The 25,499-nt window shown below is 76.1% G+C and carries 23 protein-coding genes; 9 read left to right on the top strand and 14 right to left on the bottom strand.

Annotation, left to right across the window (positions count from 1 at the left end):
* The first annotated feature begins 127 nt into the window (after positions 1-127).
* Genes O7600_RS03380 through O7600_RS03370 form a run of 3 tightly spaced genes read left to right on the top strand, consistent with a single transcriptional unit; the run spans position 128 to position 3,183 of the window.
* Entirely contained in the window at positions 128-727 is a 600-nt protein-coding gene (locus O7600_RS03380; RefSeq protein WP_281592241.1) for a TetR/AcrR family transcriptional regulator, read from the top strand.
* Positions 724-2,352, top strand: coding sequence for an acyl-CoA dehydrogenase family protein (locus O7600_RS03375; protein WP_281592240.1), 1,629 nt, complete (start codon positions 724-726; stop codon positions 2,350-2,352). The genes O7600_RS03380 and O7600_RS03375 overlap by 4 nt, the downstream gene beginning before the upstream one ends.
* A gap of 9 nt (positions 2,353-2,361) precedes the next feature.
* On the top strand, positions 2,362-3,183 hold the full coding sequence (locus O7600_RS03370) for an MOSC N-terminal beta barrel domain-containing protein (protein ID WP_281592239.1): 822 nt from the start codon (positions 2,362-2,364) through the stop codon (positions 3,181-3,183).
* A 9-nt stretch (positions 3,184-3,192) separates the two neighbouring features.
* Here the strand turns inward: O7600_RS03370 and O7600_RS03365 are convergent, their stop codons facing one another.
* Positions 3,193-3,753 (bottom strand): GNAT family N-acetyltransferase, encoded by a 561-nt coding sequence (locus tag O7600_RS03365; RefSeq protein WP_281592238.1) that lies wholly within the window; start codon positions 3,751-3,753, stop codon positions 3,193-3,195.
* 33 nt (positions 3,754-3,786) lie between these two features.
* Between O7600_RS03365 and O7600_RS03360 the strand changes: the two genes are divergently transcribed.
* Complete coding sequence (locus tag O7600_RS03360; protein ID WP_281592237.1) at positions 3,787-4,992, top strand: aminotransferase class I/II-fold pyridoxal phosphate-dependent enzyme; 1,206 nt, start codon at positions 3,787-3,789, stop codon at positions 4,990-4,992.
* 7 nt (positions 4,993-4,999) lie between these two features.
* Here the strand turns inward: O7600_RS03360 and O7600_RS03355 are convergent, their stop codons facing one another.
* Both O7600_RS03355 and O7600_RS03350 read right to left on the bottom strand, forming a co-directional pair.
* A complete protein-coding gene (locus O7600_RS03355) occupies positions 5,000-6,097 on the bottom strand; it encodes a winged helix DNA-binding domain-containing protein (protein WP_281592236.1) in 1,098 nt (365 codons plus the stop codon).
* Between the two features lie 39 nt (positions 6,098-6,136).
* Complete coding sequence (locus tag O7600_RS03350) at positions 6,137-6,721, bottom strand: DinB family protein (RefSeq protein ID WP_281592235.1); 585 nt, start codon at positions 6,719-6,721, stop codon at positions 6,137-6,139.
* Positions 6,722-6,811: 90 nt separating this feature from the next.
* On the opposite strand from O7600_RS03350, the gene O7600_RS03345 reads away from it, so the two are divergent.
* Complete coding sequence (locus O7600_RS03345; protein ID WP_348651366.1) at positions 6,812-7,840, top strand: WYL domain-containing protein; 1,029 nt, start codon at positions 6,812-6,814, stop codon at positions 7,838-7,840.
* A 240-nt stretch (positions 7,841-8,080) separates the two neighbouring features.
* On the opposite strand, the gene O7600_RS03340 is transcribed toward O7600_RS03345, so the two are convergent.
* The 3 genes from O7600_RS03340 to O7600_RS03330 all read right to left on the bottom strand — a co-directional run bounded on the left by O7600_RS03340 (position 8,081) and on the right by O7600_RS03330 (position 10,005).
* On the bottom strand, positions 8,081-8,701 hold the full coding sequence (locus tag O7600_RS03340) for a hypothetical protein (RefSeq protein WP_281592233.1): 621 nt from the start codon (positions 8,699-8,701) through the stop codon (positions 8,081-8,083).
* Between the two features lie 182 nt (positions 8,702-8,883).
* The gene (locus O7600_RS03335) at positions 8,884-9,225 is read right to left on the bottom strand and encodes an NIPSNAP family protein (RefSeq protein WP_281592232.1); all 342 of its coding nucleotides are present in this window, start codon (positions 9,223-9,225) and stop codon (positions 8,884-8,886) included.
* A 9-nt stretch (positions 9,226-9,234) separates the two neighbouring features.
* Entirely contained in the window at positions 9,235-10,005 is a 771-nt protein-coding gene (locus O7600_RS03330; protein WP_281592231.1) for a TetR/AcrR family transcriptional regulator, read from the bottom strand.
* A 272-nt stretch (positions 10,006-10,277) separates the two neighbouring features.
* On the opposite strand from O7600_RS03330, the gene helR reads away from it, so the two are divergent.
* Complete coding sequence (helR, locus tag O7600_RS03325) at positions 10,278-12,428, top strand: RNA polymerase recycling motor ATPase HelR (protein ID WP_281592230.1); 2,151 nt, start codon at positions 10,278-10,280, stop codon at positions 12,426-12,428.
* A 10-nt stretch (positions 12,429-12,438) separates the two neighbouring features.
* Here the strand turns inward: helR and O7600_RS03320 are convergent, their stop codons facing one another.
* The 6 genes from O7600_RS03320 to O7600_RS03295 form a co-directional block, all read right to left on the bottom strand.
* Positions 12,439-13,266 (bottom strand): SWIM zinc finger family protein, encoded by an 828-nt coding sequence (locus tag O7600_RS03320; protein WP_281592229.1) that lies wholly within the window; start codon positions 13,264-13,266, stop codon positions 12,439-12,441.
* Entirely contained in the window at positions 13,263-16,034 is a 2,772-nt protein-coding gene (locus O7600_RS03315; protein WP_281592228.1) for a DEAD/DEAH box helicase, read from the bottom strand. Before O7600_RS03315 ends, O7600_RS03320 begins: the two co-directional genes overlap by 4 nt.
* A 2-nt stretch (positions 16,035-16,036) precedes the next feature.
* A complete protein-coding gene (locus O7600_RS03310) occupies positions 16,037-16,864 on the bottom strand; it encodes an ABC transporter permease (protein ID WP_281592227.1) in 828 nt (275 codons plus the stop codon).
* The gene (locus O7600_RS03305) at positions 16,861-17,841 is read right to left on the bottom strand and encodes an ATP-binding cassette domain-containing protein (protein ID WP_281592226.1); all 981 of its coding nucleotides are present in this window, start codon (positions 17,839-17,841) and stop codon (positions 16,861-16,863) included. The genes O7600_RS03310 and O7600_RS03305 overlap by 4 nt, the downstream gene beginning before the upstream one ends.
* Before the next feature lie 71 nt (positions 17,842-17,912).
* Complete coding sequence (locus O7600_RS03300) at positions 17,913-18,560, bottom strand: response regulator transcription factor (RefSeq protein ID WP_281592225.1); 648 nt, start codon at positions 18,558-18,560, stop codon at positions 17,913-17,915.
* Positions 18,557-19,678, bottom strand: coding sequence for a histidine kinase (locus O7600_RS03295; protein ID WP_281592224.1), 1,122 nt, complete (start codon positions 19,676-19,678; stop codon positions 18,557-18,559). Before O7600_RS03295 ends, O7600_RS03300 begins: the two co-directional genes overlap by 4 nt.
* Positions 19,679-19,797: 119 nt before the next feature.
* On the opposite strand from O7600_RS03295, the gene O7600_RS03290 reads away from it, so the two are divergent.
* Positions 19,798-20,643: an ABC transporter ATP-binding protein gene (locus O7600_RS03290; RefSeq protein ID WP_281592223.1), complete on the top strand. Its 846-nt coding sequence runs from the start codon at positions 19,798-19,800 to the stop codon at positions 20,641-20,643.
* Positions 20,640-21,611: a transmembrane transport protein gene (locus O7600_RS03285; protein ID WP_281592222.1), complete on the top strand. Its 972-nt coding sequence runs from the start codon at positions 20,640-20,642 to the stop codon at positions 21,609-21,611. The genes O7600_RS03290 and O7600_RS03285 overlap by 4 nt, the downstream gene beginning before the upstream one ends.
* 50 nt (positions 21,612-21,661) lie before the next feature.
* Here the strand turns inward: O7600_RS03285 and O7600_RS03280 are convergent, their stop codons facing one another.
* Entirely contained in the window at positions 21,662-22,540 is an 879-nt protein-coding gene (locus tag O7600_RS03280; protein ID WP_281592221.1) for an alpha/beta hydrolase, read from the bottom strand.
* A gap of 97 nt (positions 22,541-22,637) precedes the next feature.
* Between O7600_RS03280 and O7600_RS03275 the strand changes: the two genes are divergently transcribed.
* The gene (locus O7600_RS03275) at positions 22,638-24,593 is read left to right on the top strand and encodes a BTAD domain-containing putative transcriptional regulator (RefSeq protein ID WP_281592220.1); all 1,956 of its coding nucleotides are present in this window, start codon (positions 22,638-22,640) and stop codon (positions 24,591-24,593) included.
* Here the strand turns inward: O7600_RS03275 and O7600_RS03270 are convergent.
* Positions 24,562-25,479, bottom strand: coding sequence for a hypothetical protein (locus tag O7600_RS03270; RefSeq protein ID WP_281592219.1), 918 nt, complete (start codon positions 25,477-25,479; stop codon positions 24,562-24,564). The two genes, O7600_RS03275 and O7600_RS03270, sit on opposite strands and share 32 nt — an antisense overlap.
* Positions 25,480-25,499 lie beyond the last annotated feature (20 nt).

Here is a 25,499-nt window from a genome sequence, read left to right as displayed (position 1 = left end):
TTTCCCGAACAAAAGAAAGTTTCGGCGAGTCTTCTCGCCGGGCGGGATGATGTCAAACGAATCCAGCCAAACTGACTTGTCGATCCGGCCTTGCCGCCAAGGAGTGAACGGTGCTTCAATCCTTGGCGTGGTCTACCGGAGCACCGAGCGGGTCAGGGCCCGGCTGGACGCCTCGCGCCGCCGGATCGTCGCCGCCGCGCTGGAGGTGATGGCCGAGCACGGCTACGCCGGCTGCACCGTGGCGGCCGTGGCGAGCCGCGCCGCGCTGGCCACCGGCACCGTCTACCGCCACTTCCCCACCAAGGCCGACCTGTTCGCCGAGGTGTTCCGCACCGCCTCGCAGCGCGAGGTCGACGCGGTCACCCGCGCCGCCGCGCTCGAGACGGCCGTCGCCGACCGGGTCACCGCGGTGGTCGAGACGTTCTGCGGCCGGGCGTTGCAGTCTCCGCGCCTGGCCTACGCGCTGCTCGCCGAGCCGGTCGACCCGGCCGTCGACGCCGAGCGGCTGGTCTTCCGCCGGGCGTACGCCCGGGTGCTCGCCGGCCACGTCGCCGAGGGGATCGCCCGCGGGGAACTGCCGCCGCAGGATCCCGAGCTGGCCGCCACCGCCCTGGTCGGCGCGCTGGCCGAGGCGATGGTCGGCCCGTTGTCCGCCGGGGTGGCCGGCCCCGGGACCGTCCCCGGCCTGACCACCTTCCTCCACCGCGCGCTGGGAGTCGCACCGTGACCACACACGAGGTCGTCAACCAGGTCCCGCCGCTGGTCGGCCACGACACCGCCGACGACCCGGCGCTGCTGGAGGGCGTGGCGCGGGAGGGCGCCGGCTGGGCCGTCGCCGAGCTGCACGACCTCGGCCGGCTGGCCGGCGGCGAGCAGGCCGCCGAGCACGGCCGGCTGGCCAACGAGCACCCGCCGGTACTGCGCACCCACGACCGGTACGGCCATCGCGTCGACGAGGTGGAGTTCCACCCGTCCTGGCACGAGCTGATGCGTACCGCCGTCGGTCACGGCCTGCACGCCGCCCCGTGGGCCGACGGGCGACCGGGCGCGCACGTGGCCCGGGCCGCCCGCTTCCACGTGTGGCGGCCCGACGCCGGGCACGGCTGCCCGATCTCGATGACCTACGCGGCGGTGCCGGCGCTGCGGCACAGCCCCGACCTGGCTGCGCGCTACGAGCCGCTGCTCACCGCCACCGAGTACGACTTCGGGCTGCGCGCACCGCAGACCAAGCGCGGGCTGCTCGCCGGCATGTCGATGACCGAGAAGCAGGGCGGGTCGGACGTGCGCGCCAACGCCACCACGGCCCGGCCCGAGCCGGACGGCAGCTACCGGCTCGTCGGGCACAAGTGGTTCACCTCCGCGCCGATGTGCGACCTGTTCCTCACCCTCGCCCAGGCGCCCGGCGGCCTCACCTGCTTCCTGGTCCCCCGCGTGCTGCCCGACGGCGCCCGCAACCCGATGCGGCTGATGCGCCTGAAGGACAAGCTCGGCAACCGCTCCAACGCCTCCGCCGAGGTCGAGTACGAGCACGCGGTGGCGTGGCGGGTGGGCGACGAGGGCCGGGGCGTCCGCACCATCATCGACATGGTCAACCTGACCCGCCTGGACTGCGTGATCGGGGCTGCGGCCGGGATGCGTCAGGGCGTGACCACGGCCGTGCACCACGCCACTCACCGGCGGGCCTTCGGCCGCTACCTGGTCGACCAGCCGCTGATGCGCAACGTCCTGGCCGACCTGGCGGTGGAGTCCGAGGCCGCCACCGTGCTGATGACCCGGCTGGCCGGCGCGACCGACCGGTCGGCACGCGGCGACGACCGCGAGACCGCGTTCAAGCGCCTCGCGCTCGCCGTCGGCAAGTACTGGGTGTGCAAGCGTTGGCCGGGGCACGCCGCCGAGGCGCTGGAGTGCTTGGGCGGCAACGGTTACGTCGAGGAGTCCGGCATGCCGCGGCTGTTCCGCGAGTCGCCGCTGAACTCCATCTGGGAGGGTTCCGGCAACGTCGCCGCGCTCGACGTGCTCCGCGCGCTGACCCGGGAGCCGCAGGTGCTGGCCGCGTACGAGGCGGAGGTGGCCGCCGCCGCCGGGGCGGACGCGCGACTCGACGCCGCCGTGCGTCGGGTGCGCGACGAACTGGCCGACCACACCGACCTGGAGCTGCGCGCCCGGCGCGTGGTCGAGCGGCTGGCGCTGGTGCTGCAGGGCGCGCTGCTGGTCCGGCACGGCCATCCCGCGGTCGCCGACGCGTTCTGCGCCTCCCGCCTCGCCGGCGACCACGGCCAGGCGTACGGGACGCTGCCGGGCGGCCTCGACCTCGCCGCGATCATCGACCGGGCCACCCCCAAGATCGGCTAGGGTCGCGACATGCGGCTCGCGTCGGTGCACCTCTACCCGGTCAAGTCCCTCGGCGGCGTCGACGTCGACCGGGCCGTCGTCGAGCCGTGGGGGTTGCGCCACGACCGCCGGTGGGTGCTCCTGCAACCCGACGGCGGCACGCTGACCGCGCGTACCGCGCCCGCGATGCTCGGCCTGACCGCCGTCCCCGGCGCCGGATCGGTCACGCTGACCGACCGGGACGGCGCGTCGGTGACCGTCGCAGAGCCGGTGGACGGGCCACCGGTGGCCACCGCCGTGTCCCGGCTGGACACGGTCCGGCTGGCCGGCGACGAGGCCCACGCGTGGCTCTCCGCCCGCCTCGGCCGCCCGGTCCGGCTGGGCTGGCTGGACGACCCGCGCCGCCGCCCGGTGTCGACCGACCACGGTGGACGCCCCGGCGACCCGCTGAACCTCGCCGACGCCGGCCCGCTGCTGGTCACCACGGCGCCGTCGCTGCGCCGGCTGCGGGACTGGATCGTCGAGGGCGCGCTGGAGCGGGGCGAGCCCGCGCCCGAGCCGCTGCCGATGGCCCGGTTCCGGCCCTCCGTGGTGCTGGACGGGCCGGTCGCGCCGTTCGTCGAGGACGGCTGGACCCGCCTGCGGATCGGTGCCGTCGACTTCCGGTTCGCCGAACGGTGCGACCGCTGCCAGCTCACGCTGATCGACCCGGTGACGCTGACCAGCGGCAGGGAGCCGATCCGCACGCTCGCCCGGCACCGGCGACAGGACGGCAAGACCTGGTTCGGCGTCCGGTTGATCCCGCTGGGCGGCGGCGAGATCCGGGTCGGCGACCCGGTGACCGCCGGCTGACCCGCCGGCTCAGCCCGGGCGGGAGCGCCACTCCTCGGCCAGGATCGCGAAGACGAGCTGGTCGGCCCACCCGCCCCGGAACCGGTAGCCGCGCACGTGCCGCGCCTCCCGCCGCATGCCCAGCCGGGCGGCCAGGCGGGCCGACGCCTCGTTGTCGGCGTGGCACCGGACCACCACCCGGTGCAGCCCGAACGCGCCGAACCCCCAGTCCAGCAGCGCCCCGGCCGCCTCGGTGGCCAGCCCACGGCCGCCGTGGTCCGGGTGGAACACGTACCCCAGCTCGCCGGTGCGGTCGGCCCGGCTGCGCCAGACCAGCTCCACCGCGCCGATCACCACGTCCCCGGCCACCACGGCGAGCGTCAGGCAGTCGCCCTCCGCGCGCAGCGCGTCCTCGCCCCTCATCGCGACCACCGACGCCCGGGACTCCTGACGGGTACGCGGCGCGGCCCCGAGCATCCAGCGGACCACGTCGGGGCGGCGCTGCCAGGCGTGCACGTCGTCGAGGTCGTCGAGGGTGACCGGGCGCAGCCGCAGTCGCGGCGTGCGCAGCGGGTACGTCGGGTGGGCCATCGGCCGATCGTAGGGACGCCTAGGGTGGGCCGCATGACGGTTTCCGCCGACGTCGACAACCCGCTCACCCGGCTCACGCTCGACCAGCTCCGGCAGCGCACCAGCGTCAAGTGGCGCCTGCACCCGCCGGACGTGCTGCCGCTGTGGGTCGCCGAGCAGGACGTGCCGCTGGCGCCGCCGGTGGCCGACGCGTTGCGCCGGGCGGTCGAGCTGGGCGACACCGGCTACGCGTACGGGACCGCGTACGCCGAAGCGCTCGGCGGTTTCGCGGCGCGGCGCTGGGACTGGGCCGACTTCCCGGTCGGGCGGACCACGCTGGTGCCGGACGTGATGATGGGCGTGGTGGAGGTGCTGCGACTGGTCACCGATCCGGGTGACGCGGTGGTGGTCTGTCCGCCCGTCTACCCGCCGTTCTACGCGTTCGTCACGCACGCCGGACGACAGGTGCTCGAGGCGCCGCTCGGCGCCGACCTGCGGATCGACCACGCCGCGCTGGAGGAGGCGTTCCGCCGGGCCCGCGCCCTCGGCCGCCGGCCCGCGTTCCTGCTGTGCAACCCGCACAACCCGACCGGAGTGGTGCACCGCCGCGACGAACTGGCGGCCGTCGCCGAGCTGGCCGCCCGGCACGGCGTCCGGGTGGTCGCCGACGAGATCCACGCCCCGCTGGCGCTCACCGGCGCGCGGTTCACCCCGTACCTGACGGTGGCCGGCGCCGAGGACGCGTTCGCCCTGGTCTCGGCGTCCAAGGCGTGGAACCTCGCCGGCCTCAAGGCGGCGCTGGCCGTCGCCGGGGAGAAGGCCGCGGACGACCTGGCCCGGATCCCCGAGGAGGTCAGCCACGGGCCGAGCCACCTCGGGGTGCTCGCGCACACCGCCGCGTTCCGCGACGGCGGGCCGTGGCTGGACGCGTTGCTCGGCGGGCTCGACGCCAACCGCGCGCTGCTCGGGTCGCTGCTGGCCGACCACCTGCCGACCGTGTCCTGGCGCCCGCCGGAGGGCACCTACCTGGCCTGGCTGGACTGCACCCGCCTCGGCGTGCCCACCGAGGCGCCGGCCGGCGGGGTGGCCAGCGACCTGGCCGGGCCGGCGCGGATGTTCCTCGACCGGGCCCGGGTGGCGCTCAGCTCCGGGCACGTCTACGGCGCCGGCGGCACGGGCTTCGTCCGGCTCAACTTCGCCACCTCGCCCGCCGTGCTGACCGAGGCGGTGACCCGGATGGGTCGGGCCGTGGCCGGCTGAGCCGGCGTCAGCGCGGCGACGCGGCGACGCGTACCCGCTGGTTCTCCCCGTCGGAGAGGAACGTCGCCACCGCGCGGCCCTCCTCGGCGGCGGCGGCGCGTTCGGCCCGGGTGAACGGGCGCAGCGGGGTGACGACCACCGTGCCCGCGTCGACGGTCCAGGTGCCCGCCACCCGGCCGCCGAGCAGCACGAACCGCGCCCCGCCGACGGACAGCGGGCGGTGGGCGTCGTCGATGATCCGGGTGCGGTCGTGGTAGCCGAGCACGGCGTTGTCGAAGGCGGGCAGGTACCGCGCCGGCGCGGGGGTGTCGGGGTCCGGGCGGGGCGCGTCGGGGAGGTCGAGCAGCACCCGGCCGCGTTCGTCGCGGAAGGACACCAGCTCGTCGCGGACCGCGGCCACCGCCGCGGGCAGCCCGGCGAGGCCGCACCAGGCGCGCAGGTCCGCCGAGGCGGCCGGGCCGTACGCGGCGAGGTAGCGGCGGATCAGCTCCCGCCCGACCGGGTCCGTGCCCTCCGGGGCGGGCGGGTCGACCTCCCGACCCAGCCAGCCGGCGAGCGGGACGGTCCGCACGCCGGCCGTGGTCCGCCACAGCCCGCGCGGCGGCGCCTGCGCGGTGGGGACCAGGGCGATCAGCATCTCGCCCAGGGCCCGCCGGTCCGCCGCCGGCCACCGGTCGGCCAGCACCCGGACGATCTCGGCGGTCGTGCGGGGCGTGTCGTCGGCCAGCGCTGCCCGGCCGGCCGCGGCGAGGTCGTCGAGGTCCACCCCGTCGAGCTCGCCGCGGTAGACCCCGAGCACCCGCTGCCGCAGCATGCCGGCGTGGCGGGACCGCCACGCCAGCACGTCGCCGGCGGTGAGCAGGTGCACGGTGCGGCGCATCAGGTGCGTCCGCACCAGTCGGCGCCGCACCATCAGCTCGGACAGGTCCGCCGGGTCGAAGTCGCGCAGCCGCGACCAGAGCCCGACGTACGGCTCCTGCGGCTCCTGGGCCTGCAGGCCGCACAGGTGCGCCACCGCGTCGGCGACCGGCAGGTCGGCACGGTCGAGCAGCAACTGCCGGGCCAGCGTCGCCCGGTTCAGCGCCCGGTCGTCCAGCACGGTCATGCGGGTTCGGTCCGTCCTCTCCGTCGCGGCGGGGCCGGCTCAGGTGGTGGTCTGCCCGTCGAGGGTCTCGCGCAGGATGTCCGCGTGCCCGGCGTGCTGCGTGGTCTCGGCGATCACGTGGATCAGCACCGCCCGGGCGCTCATCACCGTGCCGGGCTCGTTCCAGGGCGCCTCGGGCACCGGCCGGGTCGCCGACAGGTCGTCGAGGGCGGCCACGATCTCCTCGGTGCGGGCCGCGACCCGCGCGTACCGGTCGAGGACGGCCGGCAGCGTGTCCTCGGGCAGCATCCGAAAGTCGCGCTCCCGCTCGATCGCCCACCGCGGCAGCTCCCGGGCGGTGCCGGCCAGGAACTCCTCCCAGGTCACCCCGTCGGGCAGGGCGAAGCTCATCACCTCGGGGCCCTCGACCACGAACCGCAGCCACGCCTCCTCGGTGGACGTCACGTGCTTGACGATGCCGCCCAGGCAGAGCGCGCTGGCCGTCGGCCGCTCGCCGGCCTGGGCGTCGGTGAGGCCGCGCACGGTGTTGGTCAGCATGGTCCGGGCGGTGGCGAGCGCCTTGAGCAGGTCGGCCCGCTCGGCGTCGAGGGTGGTGGAGGTCGTGGTCGCGGTGGTCGTCGTCATCGGGGTCCTTCCGGTCGGGATCGGGTACGGGTCCACACTCGCAGGCATAGCGGTCAGGATGTGTCCGCTTCGGCGGGCAGAATGCGGGACATGCCGACGACGTCCGCCCGACTGCTCGCCCTGCTGTCCCTGCTCCAGGCCCGCCGGGACTGGCCGGGCGGGGTGCTGGCCGACCGGCTCGGGGTCAGCACGCGGACCGTGCGCCGCGATGTGGACCGGCTGCGCGAGCTGGGCTACCCGATCGGCAGCGCCAAGGGCCCGGACGGCGGCTACCGGCTGGGTGCCGGCTCGGCGCTGCCGCCGCTGCTCTTCGACGACGAGCAGGCCGTCGCGCTCACGGTGGCGTTGCAGACCGCGGCGACCACGGTCACCGGCATCGAGGAGGCCGCCGCGCGGGCGCTGACCACGGTGCGGCAGGTGATGCCGCCCCGGCTGCGCCACCGCGTGGACGCCCTGCGGGTGGTCGCGGTGGAGCGCGCCGGCGTCGCGGCGAAGCCCCGGGTCGAGCCGGGCCTGCTGATGACGCTCAGCGCCGCCGTCCACGCCCGTGAGGTGCTGCGCTTCGACTACCGGAGCGCCGCCGCGGAGCCGGCCGACGACCCGCCGCCGCGCCGGGTGCAACCGCACCACCTGGTCACCTGGAGCGGGCGCTGGTACCTCGTCGCCTGGGACCTGGACCGCGACGACTGGCGCACGTTCCGGGTGGACCGGATCAGCCCGCGTACGCCCACCGGCCCCCGGTTCACGCCCCGGGAGCTGCCCGGCGGCGACGTGGCCGCGTTCGTCGCCGGCCGGTTCAGGGGAGCCACCGGACCCGGCGACTGGCCGTGCCGGGGCGAGGTGATCCTCGACCTGCCCGCCCGGGTGGTCTCCGCGTGGACCCGCGACGGCATGGTCGAGGAGCTGGGGCCGGACCGCTGCCGGCTCGTCCTCGGCGGCTGGTCCTGGCCCGGCCTGGCCGCGCTGTTCGGCCGCTACGACGCCGACATCGAGGTGGTCGGGCCACCCGAGCTGCGGGACGCCTTCGCGCACCTGGCCCGGCGCTACCGGGCCGCCGCCGACGATGGCCGGGTAGCTGTGCCGCCGCGGCCGGTGCGTGCCCCGCGCGCAACCCGGTGACGGTGAGCAACCACCCGAGAGCCAGATGGCACGGCCCGAACCAGGTGTCCGCGTCCTCCGCCCGGCTCGGCGCTCGCCGACCCCACGCTGGTCCAGACTCCCCGTCCACGCCGTCACCCACCGTCAGCACCGCTCGGGCTGGCGGCGACGGCACCAGGCCCGAGCCGAACGAACCCACTACCCACGACACAGGCCGCCTCGACCGTGAACTCCAGTCCCGGTCTTGCGTCCGCTGAGGCGCTAGACAGTGCTGCTCGTCGTTTCCGTAGCGTCGCCGGGTTTCTCGGTGCGGGCTACGCAGGCGAAGAACACACCCCACGCGGCGACCAGCAACGGGACCAGGGCGTTCCACCAGTGCGGTGTCAGCCAGGGGAAGGAGCCCATGATGAATGCGACCGCGGCAACGATGCCGACAGCCCGCCCGATCAGTCCGGCGCGTGTCGACCAGCTGAGCGTGACCGCAGCGACGGCGAACCCGAGGAACGCCAGGTGCAGGGCGCCGAACGCCGAGCTGACGACCAGGGCTACGACCTCGGTTGACAGGCCGATTCCGAACACCGGGTAGACCAGGCGCCCCACCGCCAGCAGTACGACGACGAGCGCGGCGAGTGCGACCGTGAAAGCGGTCCCGCCCACGTCGACCCGCGCCGACCGTCCGGCGCGGACGAGACCGCGCGCGCCGGATCCCCAGCAGATGACCGCGAAGAACAGCAGTTCGTTGCTCCACAACAGTAACGAGTGGCCGTGTTCGACCCAGGCCGTCATCGCGACCGCCTCCGCAGGCGGGCCGGGGAGAAGCGACAACAGCAGGAGGGCGACGGCGGTGAGCAGCGCCCCCACGGTCATCAGCCAGCGGTGCACCCGTACGTCGACAGCTCGGCGGGGCGTCGTGTCCCGTGCCGTCGGACCGCCTGTCGTGGCAGTCATCCCTGCACCGTTGCCGGCATACGCCGCCTCCCGTGAACGATCAGGTTGAGCAGTGCCGATGTCGCGTCCTGGAACTCTAGCCGCGATCCCGAACGGCGGCTGCCCTGCCAGGACGGTCACGCGCCCCCCGCCACCCCCGCGCTGCCCCGGTCGGTCGGCAGCAGCGGGCGCATGAACGTGCGTTCGTGACGCAGCACGCAACCCGACTCGTCGCGGATCCGGTCCGCCGCGACGAACTCCGGATCCGTCCCGAACCGGGCCCGGTAGCGCTCGTAGGCCGCCAGGCTCTCGAAGCTAAACAACGCCTCGGCCCGGTCGCTCGCCCCCTCGGCGGGCAGGAAGTAGCCGTGGTGCACGCCGCCGTGCCGCGCCACCAGCCGCATCCAGGCACGGGCGAACCGTTCGAACGCCTCGATCCGGGCGGGATCGATGGTGTAGTGCACGACGCAGGTGATCACGCGACCACCCTAGGCGTCGCCGGTCCGCTCGGCGACCACCGCCGAGATGCCGTCGAGCACCCGTTGCAGGCCGAACTCGAAGGCGTGGTCCGGCCCGTAGGCGGCGCCGTGCGCCAGGCCCGCGGCCGTGCCCACCCGGGCGGCCAGCGGGTAGCTGCCCGAGGCCATGAACTTCTCCAGCCACGGCCCGTGGGTCTGCCACCACTGGTCGTCGGTCATTCCGGTCTCCCGCTCCAGCTCGACCACGTCGAGGGCGGCCCGGGCCGCGCTCTTCGCGTGCCCGAGCACGAGCGTGAGCACCGCGTCCATCTCCACGTCGTCGAGCCCGACGTCGGCCACCGCGTGCAGCTCGTAGTCGTACTTGGCGAGCACGTTCGGGCCGAGCACCGGCCGGGTGGTCTCGGCGCGCAGCAGCCACGGGTGGGCGCGGTAGAGCGCCAGATTGTCCCGGGCGATGCGTTCCAGCCGCCCGCGCCAGCCACCGGGCACGTCGGCCGGGCGGGGCAGGTCGCCGAGGACGGCGTCGACCATGACGTCGAGCAGTTCGGCCTTGCCCGGCACGTAGGTGTAGACCGACATGGTGCCGACGCCGAGCGCCTCGCTGACCCGGCGCATGGTGAGCGCGTCGATGCCCTCGGCGTCGGCGATCTCGACGGCGGTCCGCACGATCCGGTCGACGCTGAGGCCGGGTCCTGCGCCCCGGCTCGCCGGCTCCCTGGTGCGCCAGAGGAGGGCCAGGCTACGGGCGGGGTCGGCCTTGCGCCTGCGCTCCTTCGACATGGTGTCGCCATCGTACCGGCCGCGACCCGGCGGGACGTGTGCCGTAGCGGCCAGGAACGGGAACAGGAATTGTTCGCGCAAAAAGAATGGCGGGATCTCCCGCCACTACCAACATATAGCGCACCCGGGGTCTTGCGGCAAGCCCCGGGTGGTGACGCAGAATTGCCGGCCGAAGCCACGTTCCCGACGAAATGGAAAAGCCGCGAAGAGCGGAGGTACGGCCGTGCCCGCGTACCGGCGGGGCGGATGCGCCACAGATCGGAGCCGACGAGTTGAACCCACCCACCACCAGCGTTTTCGATCTTCCCGACCGCCTCGCGGCGAAGGCCGACCCGGCGTTGGTCGCCGCCGACGAACGGCACTTCGCCGCGCTCGCGGAGAGCCTGCGCCAGTCGATCGCCGACCTGTCCGACCGGCTCGACGCCACCCGCCGGGCCGCCGCCGGCAAGGGCCGGCAGGCCGTCGACCGGGACCAGGAGATCCGCCGGACGACCGCGCGCCTGCGGACCCTGCGCCGCTACGGCCTGGACCTCTGCCTCGGCCGGATGGTCGGCGCGGACGGTGCGGAGCCGGTGTACGTGGGGCGGCTCGGCCTGACCGACGGCGCCGGTGGCCGGCTGCTGCTCGACTGGCGCTCCCCGGCGGCCGAGCCGTTCTTCGGCGCCACCCACGCCGACCCGATGGGTCTGGCCAGCCGCCGCCGCTACCGCTGGACGCGCGGCCGGATCACCGACTACTGGGACGAGGTGTTCACCGCCGACGGGCTCGCCGACCACGCCGCCCTCGACGACCAGTCCGCGTTCGTCGCCAGCCTGGGGGCCACCCGCTCGCCCCGGATGCGCGACGTGCTCGGCACCATCCAGGCCGACCAGGACGCCATCATCCGGGCCGGCTCCCGGGGCGCGCTGGTCGTCGACGGCGGGCCGGGCACCGGCAAGACGGTGGTCGCGCTGCACCGCACCGCGTACCTGCTGCACGCCGACCCCCGGCTCGGCGAGCGCCGGGGCGGGGTGCTGGTGGTGGGCCCGCACCAGCCGTACCTGGCCTACGTCTCCGACGTGCTGCCCAGCCTCGGTGAGGAGGAGGTGCAGATCTGCACGCTGCGGGACCTGGTGCCGGAGGGCGCGACGGCGGCCGCCGAGACCGACCCGGAGGTGGCCCGGCTGAAGTCGTCAGCGGACCTGGTGCGGGCGGTCGACGCGGCGGTGCGGTTCTACGAGGAGCCGCCGACGACCGGGACGACGGTCGCCACCGAGGACGGCGACCTGCGGCTGACCGCCGACGACTGGGCGCGGGCGTTCGAGGCGGCCGGGCCCGGCGCCCCGCACAACGAGGCGCGCGACGAGGTGTGGCAGGAACTGGTCACGATCCTGCTGGAGAAGTACGACGGCGACGAGCCGGAGGGCGTGCTGCGCCGGTCGCTGGCGACCAACCGGGAGTTGGTCACCGCGTTCGGCCGGGCGTGGCCGCTGCTGGACCCGACCGACGTCGTCGCGGACCTCTGGTCGGTGCCCGCCTACCTGCGTCGGTGCGCCCCGTGGCTGGACGTCGAGGAGATCCGGACGCTGCGGCGCACCGACGCCCGGGCCTGGACGGTGGCCGACCTGCCGCTGCTGGACGCGGCGCGGCGGCGGGTCGGCGATCCGGAGGCGTCCCGGCGGCGGCGACGCGACGAGGCCGTCCTCGCCGCGCAGCGGGAGCAGATGGACACGGTGGTCGACGCGCTGATCGCGACGCACGCCTACGACGACGGCGAGGGCCTGATGACCATGCTGCGCGGCGAGGACATGCGGACCAGCCTGGTCGACGAGAGCGCGCTGACCCTCGTGGACCCGGACCTGCTGGCCGGCCCGTTCGCGCACGTCGTGGTGGACGAGGCGCAGGAGCTGACCGACGCCGAATGGCAGATGCTGCTGTCCCGCTGCCCGTCGCGCAGCTTCACCGTCGTCGGGGACCGCGCCCAGGCCCGGCACGGGTTCGCCGAATCGTGGCGGGACCGGCTGGAGCGGGTCGGATTCGACCGGATCGAGCTGGCCACGCTGACCGTCAACTACCGCACCCCGGCGCAGGTGATGGCGGAGGCCGAGCCGGTCATCCGGGCCGTGCTCCCGGACGCGAACGTGCCGACGTCCATCCGCACCGGCGACGTGCCGGTGCGCCACGGCGCCCGGTCGCAGCTGCGCGCGGTGGTGGACGGCTGGCTCGCCGCGCACGCCGAGGGGACCGCCTGCGTCATCGGCGACCCGACCTTCCCGGCCGGGGACCGGGTCCGGTCGCTGAGCCCGGAACTGGCCAAGGGGCTGGAGTTCGACCTGGTGGTGCTGGTCGACCCGGCGGCGTTCGGCGACGGCGTCGAGGGGGCGGTGGACCGCTACGTGGCGATGACCCGCGCCACCCGCGAGCTGGTCGTGCTCACCATCTGAGGACGGCCGGTCACGGGTCCGTCGGGTCGCCGTCGAGCAGCCGGCAGGCCCGGCGCGCGGCGTCGGCGGCCAGCGCCGCCAGCGCGGCGGCGTCGACACCGGGGGCGTCGTGCCCGGCCAGCAGCGGCGCGAGGTCGAGCGGCGGGCCGGTCACCGCCGCCGGCGGGCCGGGCAGGGTGGCGGGCGCGGCCGCGTACGCCTGCGTGGCCGGCACGCCGGTGGCCTCGTCCGCGCCGGCGGCGGTGACGGTCCGGCGGGCGTTGCGCGTGCGCAACTCCGCGACCAGGTCCGGTTCGGCCCGGCCCCGGGCCAGCAGCAGCACGAACGGGTCCCGGTCCAGCAGCCAGGCCGCCTGGTAGGACAGGGCGGCGGCGTGCCGGCAGGGGTGGTCCCAGGACGGGCAGTCGCACTCCGGGTCCAGGTCGCCGTACCCGGGCAGCAGCCGCACGCCGACGGTGTCGGCGGTGTCCACCAGGTCGTGCGGCATGTCCCGGTCGAGCAGCGCGGCGATGTGCCCGGCGCGGGCGGCCACCGCGTCCAGCAGGCGGTCCCACTGGGCGTCGGTGAGGGCGCGCAGCCGCACCACCGTGTCGTGCGGGTGCTCCGGGTCGCCGTCGTGCACCGCCGCGCCGATCCGGCCCGGGCTGACCGTGATCGGTCCGACCTGGCCGGCGAGGGCGTACCGCCGGCCCCGGGCGAGCTGCGCCGGGTCGAGCGCGGCGTGCTCCATCGACTCGATCCAGGCGTTGCCCCACCAGGTGTCGGCGAACCGGCGGCCGACGCGCCGCCCGGGCCCGAACGCGGGGAAGCTGCGGGCCGGCTCGTCCTCGCCGCTCATGTCGTCTCCTGCAGCCGCACCAGCCGGAACAGGTCGGCGTCGGACAGCTCGGTCAGGGCGGTCTCGCCGCCGGTGAGCACCGCGTCGGCGAGTTCCCGCTTGGACTCCAGCAGGGCGGCGATCCGCTCCTCCAGCGTGCCCTGGGCGATCAGCCGGTGCACCTGCACCGGCCGGGTCTGCCCGATGCGGTGGGCGCGGTCGGTGGCCTGTTCCTCCACCGCCGGGTTCCACCACCTGTCGTAGTGCACCACGTGGTCGGCCCGGGTCAGGTTCAGGCCGGTGCCGGCCGCCCGCAGGGAGAGCAGGAACACCGGCACGTCACCGGCCTGGAAGCGGCGCACCATCTCCTCCCGCCCGGCGACCGGGGTGCCGCCGTGCAGCAGCTGCGCGGGCACGCCCCGCGCGGCGAGGTGCCGTTCCAGCAGCCGGGCCATCCGCACGTACTGGGTGAAGACCAGCACCGCGCCGTCCCCGGCCAGGACGGTGTCCAGCAGGTCGTCGAGGAGTTGCAGCTTCTCCGAGCGCCCGGTGAGCGGCCCGTCGACCTCGCCCAGGTAGTGCGCGGGGTGGTTGCACACCTGCTTGAGCGCGACGAGCAGCTTGAGCACCCGGCCCCGGCGGGCCACGCCGGACGCGTCCCGGATCTCCGCCATCACCTCAGCGACCACCCGCCGGTAGAGCGCCGCCTGCTCGTCGGTGAGCGGCACCGGATGGTCGGTCACGGTCCTCGGCGGCAGCTCGGGCGCGATGCCGGGATCGGACTTGCGCCGCCGCAGCAGGAACGGGCGCACCAGGCGGGACAGCCGGTCCAGCGCGGCCGGGTCGCGGTCGGTCCCGACCGGGCGCGCCCAGCGGGCGCGGAACGCTCCGGCGGCGCCGAGCAGGCCCGGGGTGGTCCAGTCGAGCAGCGCCCACAGGTCCGGCAGGTCGTTCTCCACGGGTGTGCCGGTGAGCGCGACCCGGGCGTCGGCCGGTATCTCCCGCAGTGCCGACGCGGTGTCGCTGAGGCGGTTCTTGACGTACTGGGCCTCGTCGGCGACGACCAGGTCCCACCGTCGTGCGGCCAGCGTCGCGGCGTCCCGTCGCATGGTGCCGTAGCTGGTCAGCACGAACCCGTCGACGACTCCGTCGAGGGTGCGCGCGGCGCCGTGGAACCGGCGTACCGGCACGCCCGGGGCGAACCGGCGGATCTCCCGCTCCCAGTTGCCGAGCACGGAGGCGGGGCAGACGACCAGGGTCGGCCCGGAGCGCCGGCGCAGGTGCAGCGCCACCACCGTGACGGTCTTGCCGAGGCCCATGTCGTCGGCGAGGCAGCCGCCGAGACCGAGCGCGGTCATCCGGTCCAGCCAGCGCAGCCCACGCAGCTGGTAGGCGCGCAGCGTGCCGGCCAGCCCGGCCGGCGCGGCCAGCGGCTCGCCGCCGCCGTCGGGCTCGGCGATGCGCTCCCGCAGCGCGTCCAGCCAGCCGTCGGCGACCACCTCGACCCGCTCCCCCGCCACCTCCGTGCTGCCGATCAGCGCGGCGGCCAGCGCGTCGTAGCCACGCAGCGGCGGCAACGAGCGGTCCCGGGCCCGGCGGGCCAGCTCCGGCGGCACCGCCACCCACCGTCCGCGCAGCCGGCGCACCGGCCGGCCGGTGGCAACCTGCGCGGTCTCGGCGTCGGTCAACGGCTCGCCGGCCAGCGTGAGCTGCCAGCTCAGCGGCATCGGCGCGGCCGACCGGAGGTGCCCGGCCACGTCCGCGGGCGGCCGCGGCGGCGTCGTGACCAGCGCCCGGGTGCGCAGGTCGTGGTGCAGCGCGTCCGGCCACCCGACGGTGACGCCGGCCGCGTCGAGGCGCGCCCCGGCGCCGTCGAGCAGGTCGGCGACGTCCTCGCCGAGCAGCGGCAGCGTGACCGGTTCGGCCCGGTCGAGCAGCCGCTGCAGCGGCGTCCACACCGTCGCCGCGCGGCGTACCGCGCGCATCGCCTCGACGGTGGCGTCGTCCCCCACCGGGTGGTCGTCGCCGGCCCACAGCGCCGCCGCGTCGGTCACCAGCGTGGGGTCGGCGAGGCTGCGCATGCGCACGACGGCGGTGAGCGCGCCGTCCGGCTCGGCCGGCCCGACCAGGCGCAGCGCCGCGCGCAGGCCGGTGTCCACCCCGGCGGAGATCTCCCGCGCCCAGTCGCGCAGCTCGGCCGCCCCGACCGCCACCGGCCCGGCGAACCGGCCGACGCCGTCCGGGGTCCGCGCGAGCGTGTCGGCGACCGCGTCGAGGAACGCCCGGACCAGGGCCTCCGCGTCGGGCAGCAGGAGCTTCTCCGCGTTCGGGTCGACCGGCGCGGCGCGGGCCCCGGCCGGCATCGCGGCGGCGAGCGCGCGGATCCGTTCGATGTCGGCGGCGTCGAACGGGCCCACCCGCCAGGCGTCGTGGCCGTCCGGGGACACGCCGGGCAGCAGCCGCCCCCGGGCGACCAGGTGCAGGCCGGTGCGTGCCGCCGCGGACCAGAACGCGGCGGCGGGCGTGACGTCGCCGTCGGGGCGCGACGCGACCAGCCGGGACAGCGCCGCGCCCACCGACACCGCGACGACCGGCACGTGCCACGCCTCCACCGGGCCGTCCAGCGGCAGCGCGAGCGTCAGCTCCCGCCGCTCCCCCAGCGCGTCGTACGCCTGCGGCAGCGCGTCGCCGCCCGGGTCGTAGCAGGCGAGCGTGCCGGCGCGGGGCGGATCGTGCGGCCGGAAGACGATCCCGCACCGTCCGAGGTCCGCCTGCGGAGCCACCGTCACGCTCAGCCGCCCAGTGCGCGGTAGCGGCGCAGCGACAGCGGCAGGAACACGGCGACCAGGGCCAGCGGCCAGAGCACCGCCAGCAGCGGGTGGTGCGCGGTCACCCACGAGTCGCCGCCCCAGCCGGGGTTGCCGAACAGCTCGCGGGTGGCGCCCACGGTCGCCGACAACGGGTTCCACTCGGCGATCGCGCCGAGCCAGCCGGGCATGGTGAACGGCGCCACGAACGCGCTGGACAGGAAGCCGAGCGGGAACTCCAGCGTCTGCACGGCGGTGACCGCGCCCGGTCCCTTCGTCACCAGGCCGAGGTAGATGCCCACCCAGGCCAGCGCGAAGCGCAGCAGCAGGACCAGCCCGAGCGCGGCGAGCGTGTCCCCGGGACCGCCGTGTGCCCGCCAGCCGACGGCCAGGCCGGCGAGCAGCATGACCGCGAGCGTCACCATCGCGAACAGCATGTCGGCGGCGGCCCGCCCGACCAGCGGGGCCAGCCGGGACACCGGCATGGAGCGGAGCCGGTCGGTGACCCCGCGTTCGGCGTCAGCGGAGACCGCCACGGTGGTCTGGCTGATGCCGAACAGCATGGTCATGGCGAACATGCCGGGCAGCAGGAACTCCCGGTAGTCGCCGCCGCCGGGCACCTGGAGCGCGCCGCCGAACAGGTAGGCGAACATCAGCAGGATCAGCACGTCGAAGGCCAGCGCGCCGACCAGCGGGCCGGGGTCGCGGCGCCACTGCGCCAGGGCGCGCAGGGTCAGCGTCAGGCTGTCGCCGGCCAGGGACGGCCGTCCCGGGCGCAGGTCGCCGCCGGCGGACAGGGTCGCGCTGCTCACGCGGGTACCTCCAGGGTGTCGTCGGTGCGGCCGGCGGTCGACGCGGGCCGGCCGGTGAGCCGGAGGAAGACCTCGTCGAGGGTGGGGCGGCGCAGCGTCACGTCGGCCACGGTCACCCCGTCGGCGTCGAGCGCCCGCAGCACCTCGGTCAGCGCTCCGGCCCGGTCGTCGACCGGGGCGCTGACGGCACGGCGGTCGGGGTCGACGTCCGGCTCGGCGGTGGCCACCCGGCGCAGCCGCTCGGCGGCGGTGGCCAGGTCACCGGCGTCGCGGACGACCAGGTCGATCCGGTCGCCGCCGAGCCGGGACTTGAGCGCGTCCGGGGTGCCCTCGGCGACGACCCGCCCGGCGTCGAGGACGCAGATGCGGTCGGCGAGCTGGTCGGCCTCGTCGAGGTACTGCGTGGTGAGCAGCACGGTGGTGCCGGCCCGGACCAGGTCCCGAACCGCCTCCCACACCTCGTTGCGCCCGCGCGGGTCCAGCGCGGTGGTCGGCTCGTCGAGGAAGAGCACCGACGGCGCGAGGATCATGCCGGCGGCCAGGTCGAGGCGGCGGCGCATGCCACCGGAGTAGGTCCGGACCGGCCGGTCCCCGGCGTCGGCGAGCCCGAACCGGTCCAGCAGCTCGCCGGCGCGGGCGCGGGCACGGGCCCGGCCGAGGTGGAACAGCCGGCCGAAGATCACCAGATTCTGCCGGCCGGTGAGCGCCTCGTCCACGGCCGGGTGCTGCCCCACCAGGCCGATGCGGTAGCGCACCTGGTCGGGTTGCCGGGCCACATCGAAGCCGGCGACCTCGGCCCGCCCGGCGTCGACGCGCAGCAGGGTGGCCAGGATCCGCACCGCCGTGGTCTTGCCGGCGCCGTTGGGGCCGAGCAGCCCGCAGACCGTGCCGGACGGCACCCGCAGGTCGAACCCGTCCAGCGCGGCCGTGTCGCCGTACCGCTTGCGCAGGCCCTCCGTGATGATGGCGTGCTCCATCGTTGCGCCCCCTCCGTCCGACAGCCGGGCTAGCGTACAATGTACGGTAGCGCGTCCGCCAGTGGTGCCCGTCACTCCACCACGCGGTGCTCCCAGGCCCACACCGCGATTTCCGTGCGGTTGCGCAGCCCGAGCTTGGTCTGCACCGCCGACACGTGGCTCTTGACCGTGCTCAGCGAGATGAACAGCTCCGCGCCGATCTCCAGGTTGGTCCGCCCCCGGGCGATCTCCCGCACCACCTGCACCTCCCGGTCGGACAGCGCCGGCCGCCGCGCGTCCGGCCTCGGCGCCGGCGCGGCCAGGTGTCGCAGCAGCCGGACCGTCACCGACGGGGACACCAGCGCGTCCCCCTGGTACGCGGCGCGGACCGCCTCCACCAGCAGCGCCGGACCGGCGTCCTTGAGCAGGAACCCGGCCGCGCCGCCGCGCAGCGCGCCGTAGACGTACTCGTCGAGGTCGAACGTGGTCACCACGACCACCCGCAACGGGTCGACGACGCCCGGCCCGGCCAGGGCCCGGGTCACCTGGAGACCGTCCAACCTGGGCATCCGGATGTCCACCAGACACACGTCGGGACGCAACCGGCGGGCCTGCGCGACCGCGTCCACGCCGTCCACGGCCTCGGCGACCACCACGATGTCCGGCTGCTCCTCCAGGATCAGCCGCAGCCCGCCGCGGACCATCGCCTGGTCGTCGGCGAGCAGCACCCGGATGCTCACGCGGACCTCCCGTCGTGCGTCGGCAGCACGGCCCGCACCGACCAACCCCGGTCCGGGCCGGGCCCGGCGCTCACCGTGCCGCCCAGCGCCTCGACCCGCTCCCGCATGCCGACCAGCCCGTAGCCGCCCCGGTGGGCGGCCGGCGCCGGTGGCCCGTCGTCGGTCACCTCGACCACGACGCCGGCGGGCTCCTCGGCCACGGTGACGGTGACGGTCCGCGCGTGCGGGGCGTGCCGGGCCACGTTCGTCAGGGCCTCCCGGACCACCCGATAGACGGTGCTGGCGATCTCCGGCGGCCATAACGGCTCCGGCTCGGGCAGGCGCAACCGCACCGGCGGCCCCTGCCGGCGGAAGCGGTCGACGAGCGCCTCGACCCGCTCCGGGCCGGCCGAGGCGGGCGGTCCGTCCTCGGCGTCGCGCAGCAGCCCGACCAGGCGGCGCATGGCCCGCAGCGCCTCGCCGCCGGCGGACTCGATGCCGGCCAGCGACTCGGTGGCCCGCACGGCGTCGCGCCGGGCGACCAGGTTCGCGGCCTGCGCCTGCACCACCATGCCGGTCACGTGGTGGGCCACCACGTCGTGCAGCTCCCGGGCCAGTTCCCGCCGTTCGTCGCGGCGTACCCGCTCGGCCACCGTCCGGGCCCGCCCGTCCAGTAGCCGCGCGGCGAGTCCGGCCGCGACGCCGAGCAGCCAGGCCAGCGAGTACACCGCCACCACACCGGACCCGCCCGCGCCGGGCCGCACCGCCAGCCACGCGCCGACCACCACCGCCAGCCCGCTCCCGGCGACCACGGCGGCGGGCACCGGCGCCAGCACGCGTACCGCCGTGCCGACCAGGACCGCCGACCCGAGGGCCAGCGCCGGCCCCGGCTCGGTCGGCAGCGCGAACCGCCGCGCGGCGACGACGGCCACCCCGGTGACCGCCAGCCCGGCCGCCGCCGTCCACGCCGGCTGCCGGCGGCGTACCAGAGCCAGCGCGCCGACCACGACGGCGGCGGCGCCGCCGACGAGCCAGTACCGCAGGCCCCAGCTCGCGCCGATAGCCAGCGCCTGGACACCGATCGCGGCGGCCAACGCCGCCGCGAGCCCCGTCGTGGCCGCCACCCGTCGCACACCCATGCCCAGCACGGTAGGAGATCACCGGCCGCGACGAACCGGCCGAAAGTAGGGTCGCCGGCGGTCCGGGACCCCGCTCCGGACCGATGCCGGCCGCCCCCGCCGTGCCCAGGATGAACCGCATGAACCCACCCGTCCTGCACGCCGAGCGGCTGACCAAACGGTACGGCCGCCGCACCGCGCTGGCCGACTGCGACCTGAGCGTCCCGCGCGGACACGTGGTCGGCCTGGTCGGCCCGAACGGCGCCGGCAAGTCCACCCTGCTGCAACTGGTCTGCGGCCTGATCGCGCCGACCTCGGGCACGCTGTCGGTGCTCGGCTCGCCGCCGGCGGCGGACGCCGCCCACCTGGCCCGGGTCGGCTTCGTCGCCCAGGACACCCCCGTGTACGCCTCCCTGACCGTCGCCGAGCACCTGCGGATGGGTGCCTGGCTGAACCCCTCCTGGGACGCCGCGCTGGCCCGCCGGCGGATCACCGAGGCCGGCCTGGACCCGGGGCAGAGGGCGGGCCGGCTCTCCGGCGGCCAGCGCGCGCAGCTCGCGCTGACGATCGCCGCCGCGAAGCGCCCCGAGCTGGTCGTCCTCGACGAGCCGGCCGCCGCGCTGGACCCGCTGGCGCGCCGCGACTTCCTGCGCGGCCTGGTCGACTTCGTGCGGGAACTCGGCGCCACCGCCGTGCTCTCCTCGCACCTGCTGGGCGACGTGGCGCAGGTCTGCGACCACCTGGTCGTGCTCTGCGCCGGGCGGGTGCAGGTGGCCGGCCCGGTCACCGACCTGCTCGCCACGCACCACCGGGTCGACGACCCCGCCGCCGCGCCCGCCGGGGCCGAGGTGGTCTGGGCCGAACCCGGCCGCGCCGTGGTCCGGGGCCCGGCGGTACGCGGCGGCACGCCGGTGCCGCTGGAGGAACTGGCGCTGGCGTACCTGTCCCGGGCCGCCCACCCGGCGGGCGCGGCGGTGACCCGATGATCCGGTTCACGCTGCGCCAGTTCCGCCTCCCGGCCCTCACCGGCGTGGTCCTGCTGGCCCTGGCCGGCGCCGGGCTGCTGCGCCTCGGCGCGGACGTCCGCGCCGTCCCCGACCCGGCCCGGCTACCCGACCGCTACGCCCAGACGATGCTCTTCCTCGCCGGCGGCTTCGCGCTGGTGCCGGCGCTGCTCGGCGCGTTCTGGGGCGCGCCGCTGGTCGCCCGGGAGCTGGAGACCGGCACCCACCGGCTGGTGTGGAACCAGAGCGTGCCCCGGGGCCGCTGGCTCACCGTCAAGCTGGCGGTGACCGGGCTGGCCGCCGCGCTCGTCGCCGGGCTGCTCAGCGCGGCGCTCACCTGGGCGGCCACCCCGGTGGACCGGGCGGCCGGCGACCGGTTCAGCACCGCGCTGTTCGGCGCGCGCGGGATCGCGCCGGTCGGGTACGCGGTCTTCGCGCTCGTGCTCGGCGCGGTCACCGGGCTGCTGCTGCGCCGCACCCTCCCGGCGATGGCGGTGGTGTTCCTGGTGGTGATCGCGTCGCAGCTCGCGGTGCCGAACCTGCTGCGCCCGCACTACCTGCCGCCGCAGCGGGTCACCGTGCCGATGACCGCCGACGCGATCAACCGGGCCCGGAACCTGGGCAGCATCACCGGCGGGCCGGTCGTCGGCGGGCTCGACGTGCCGGGCGCCTGGGTCACCGACATCAGCCCGCTGCGCACCGCCGACGGGCGGCAGCTCTCCGACGCCGCGTTCGGGGCCTGCTTCCGCGACCCGCCCCGTACCGGCGCCACCGGCACGTTCGGCGACACCGCCGTGTGCCTCGGCGCGCTCGACCTGCACGTGGACCTGGCCTACCAGCCCAACCGCCGGTTCTGGCCGTTCCAGTGGATCGAGCTGGCACTCCACCTCGGCGCCGCCGGACTGCTGGCGGCGCTCGGCCGGTGGCACCTGCGGCGCCGGGGCGGCTGAGCGGACCGGGCGGACGGTGCGGGCGCCGCGCGGCGCCCGCACCGCCGTGCCTACCGCTTCAGCAGCGCCCGCAGCGCCGCGACGACCTCGTCCGGGGCCGACTCGGCCAGGAAGTGCCCGGCCGAGGTGGTGCGGTGCTCCAGGTCCGGCGCCCAGGCCCGCCACACCGCCTCGGCGTCGTAGCCGAGCGCCGCGCCCCAGTCCTGCTGGATCACGGTGACCGGCATGGTCAGCCGCCGGCCGGCGTCCCGGTCCGCCCGGTCGTGCGTCACGTCGATCCCGGCCGAGGCCCGGTAGTCGGCCACGATCGAGTCGACCGCCTCGCGGGAGGCCCACAGGTACTCGGCGCGCACGTCCGCCGGCATCGCCGCCGGGTCGCTGCCCCAGGCGTCGAGGAAGTAACCGAAGAACGCGTCCGCGCTGGCCGCGATCATGCGCTCGGGCAGGCCGGGCGGCTGGGCCATCAGGTAGAGGTGGAACGCGACCGACGCGGACGCGCCGTGCAGCACGTCCCACATGTCGAGGGTGGGCAGCACGTCCAGCGACGCCAGGTGGGTGACCACGTCCGGGTGGTCCAGGCCGGCGCGCACCGCGACCAGGGCGCCCCGGTCGTGCCCGGCCAACGCGAACCGGTCGTGGCCGAGGGCGCGGGCCAGGGCCACCACGTCGGCGGCCATGGTCCGCTTGGCGTACGTGTCCTCGCCTCGCGCGGCCGGCTTGTCGCTGGCGCCGTAGCCGCGCAGGTCCGGGCAGATCACGGTGTGGTCGGCGGCCAGGTCGGCGGCGACGTGCCGCCACATCAGGTGCGTCTGCGGGAAGCCGTGCAGCAGCACGACCGGGCTGCCGGAGCCGCCCACGGCGACGTTCAACGCCACGCCCTCGGCGACGGTGACGCGCTGGTAGTCGAATCCTGCGATTCCGGTGGTCATCTCGGTGCCTCTCTGCTTCGTCGTACCGGTCCAGCGTGGCGGCGCCGGATGAGCAACCGATGAGCGCGATACGGTGGCCCGGGTCGAGGAGGGGTCGGTGCCTGTCGGTTTCGGTGTGCTGGGTCCGGTTACGGCCTGGGACGACGCGGGTGCCCCGGTCGACCTCAAGGGGCCCCGGCACCGGGCCGTGCTGGCCCGGCTGGTCGCCGCCCGGGGCCGGACCGTGCCGGTCGGGCAGATCGTCGACGACCTGTGGGACGACCCGCCGGCCGGCGCGGTGGGCGCGGTCCGCACGTTCGTCGCGGCGCTGCGCCGCCGCCTGGAACCGCACCGTCCGCCACGCGAGCCGGCCCGGCTGCTGGTCACCGAGGGACCGGGGTACGCGCTGCGCGCCGCCCCCGACACCGTCGACGCCTGGCGGTTCGAGGACACCGTCACCGCCGCGGCCGACGCGCTGCCCCGGGCCGCGCTGGACCGGCTCGACGAGGCGCTGGGCTGGTGGCGCGGACCCGCGTACGCCGACTTCGACCAGCCGTGGGCGCACGCCGAACGGGCCCGGCTCGACCAGATCCGCCTGACGGCTGTCGAGCGGCGGGCCGAGGCGCTGCTCGCGCTGGACCGGGCCGCCGACGCCGTACCCGATCTCGACGCCCACGTCGCGGCGTACCCGTGGCGGGAGGACGGGTGGGCGCTGCTGGCGTCGGCGCTCTACCGGGCCGGACGGCAGGCCGACGCGCTCGCCGTGCTGCGCCGGGCCCGGCAACTGCTGCGCGACCAGCTCGGCCTGGACCCGGGGCCGCGGCTGCGGCGGCTGGAGACCGACCTGCTGCGCCAGGCCGAACCCGAGCCGACCGGCACGGCGCGGGTCTGGGCGGAGACCGCCGCCGCGTACGAGCGCAGCGTGGTGCCCGGCGCTCGGGCCCGGCTGGAGTCCACCGTCGGGATGCTGCGCAGCCTAGCGGTGACCGGGCCGGGCGGACTGGAGGCCGCCCGGGACCAGCGCGAGGCGGCCATCACCGCCGCCGAGCACCTGGGCGACCCGGAGTTCACCGCGCGGGTGATCGGCGGGTACGACGTACCCGCGATCTGGACCCGCTCGGACGACCCGGCGCAGGCGGCCCGGGTGGTCGCGGCGGCGCAGCGGGCCCTGGCCGGGCTGGGCCCGGACGCGCCGGAGGCGACCCGCGCCCGGCTGTTGGCCACCGTCGCGATCGAGTCTCGCGGCGCGGCGTCGCCGGGCCCGGCCGCAGCGGCACAGGAGGCCGAGGCGATCGCCCGGCGGGTGGCCGACCCGGCGCTGCTGGCGCAGGCGCTCAACGGCGTGTTCATGCAGACGTTCCAGCGGGCCGGGCTGGCCGCCGAGCGGGACGCGATCGGCGCGGAACTGGTCACGCTCGCCACCCGGCACGGCCTGGCCACCGTGGAGATTCTCGGGCACCTGATCCGGGTGCAGGCGCGCGGCGCGCTCGCCGACCTCACCGGCGCCGACGCGCACGCCGACGCGGCGGACCGGCTCGCCGCCCGGCACGAGAGCCCGCTCGTCGGCGTGTTCACCGGCGGCTACCGGGCCATGCGGACCGCCGCCACCGGCGCCGCGTACCCGGAGGCGGAGGCGGCGTACCGGTCGTGGGCGACCGCGCTGGCCGGCTGCGGGATGCCGGGCGTGGAACGGGGACTGCTGCCGCTGGCGCTGCTCTGCCTGCGGGTGTGGCACGACCGGCACGCCGACCTGCCCGCCGACACCGACTGGGGCCCGTACGCGCCCTGGGCCCGCCCGCTGGTGCTGCTCGCCGCCGGCCGCAGGGACGAGGCCGCGAGGGCATTGCGCCGCACCCCGGCGCCGCCGCGTGACCTGCTCATGGAGGCGCTGTGGTGCCTCACCGGCCGGGCCGCCGTGGCGCTCGGGGACCGGGACGTGATGCGCCGGGCCCGGGCCGCGCTCGCCCCGGCCGCCGGCGAGCTGGCCGGCGCGGGCAGCGGGATGCTCACCGTCGGTCCGGTCGCCGCGCACCTGGACCGGCTCACCGCCGCCCTGTCGGAGGAGCCAGGGTGACTCCGTCGGCTTCGGTCCGCCGGGTCACCGCGCCCGGGGCCCGGCATCCCCGTGGCGGATCGTCCGCCCAGCGCCACCAGATGCCGTAGGCGCAGTCGGGATCCGGCCGTCGAAGCGTCATCTCGTAGACGACCGCGCCCGTGCGCTCATCGGTGGGCTCGCAGGGCGTGCGGGCCACCTCCTGGCGACTGGAACCCGACCGGGTTCTCCGCCACACCACCTGCCACGCCTCGGCGGGCGCGTCCAGACGGTCGAACCGCACCCGTACGGACAGCTTCCGGACCCGGCGCTCCTCGCAGCTCTCCCGGTAGTAGGGCTTCATGGGCGCGTACACGTCCTCGAACACCTGCCTGATGCCAACGCTCACCCGACGACCGCGAGCGAGCGGGCCGAGCAGGTACAACCACCGGTAGACCCGTCCGTCCTCCTCGGCCACGGCGCCGTCGAGCAGGCGGTGCTCCGGGAACAGCGACGTCGCCTCCTCCACCACCCGGTTCTGTCCGCTCCAGTGGGACCGGACGCCCACCAACCGGATCTGCCGGGTGGCCCGGACCCGTTGCCGCCGCGTGTACGCGTAGCGGTGGTGGTCCCGACCGTCGTCACCCCTGACCCGGGTGACGACCAGCGACCCGTCCAGTTCCTCGATCAGGAAGTCCGGCGGACAGTAGACGCAGCGCACGTAGTAGGCCGCCACCGAGGCGACGAACAGGAGCGCCGCGAGGACGGCGAGGGTCGCCGGCGGGAGGCGCAGCGCGACGAGCCACGTGGTCCCGACGCCGTACGCCGTCACGAGCGCCGTGCCGGCGAGGACGACGAGCTGGAGCAGGTCGGAACTCTGGCGGGCGAGGCGGGCGGGGGTGCTGTCCAGCAGTCTCCGCAGACTCATCCGTCCTCCCCGGGCGCCAC

Origin of the sequence: Micromonospora sp. WMMA1998 (assembly GCF_027497375.1) — a bacterium.
GTDB lineage: Bacteria > Actinomycetota > Actinomycetes > Mycobacteriales > Micromonosporaceae > Micromonospora > Micromonospora sediminicola.
Note: the sequence above shows the minus strand (reverse complement) of the source record. Positions and strands in the feature narration are given on the sequence as shown.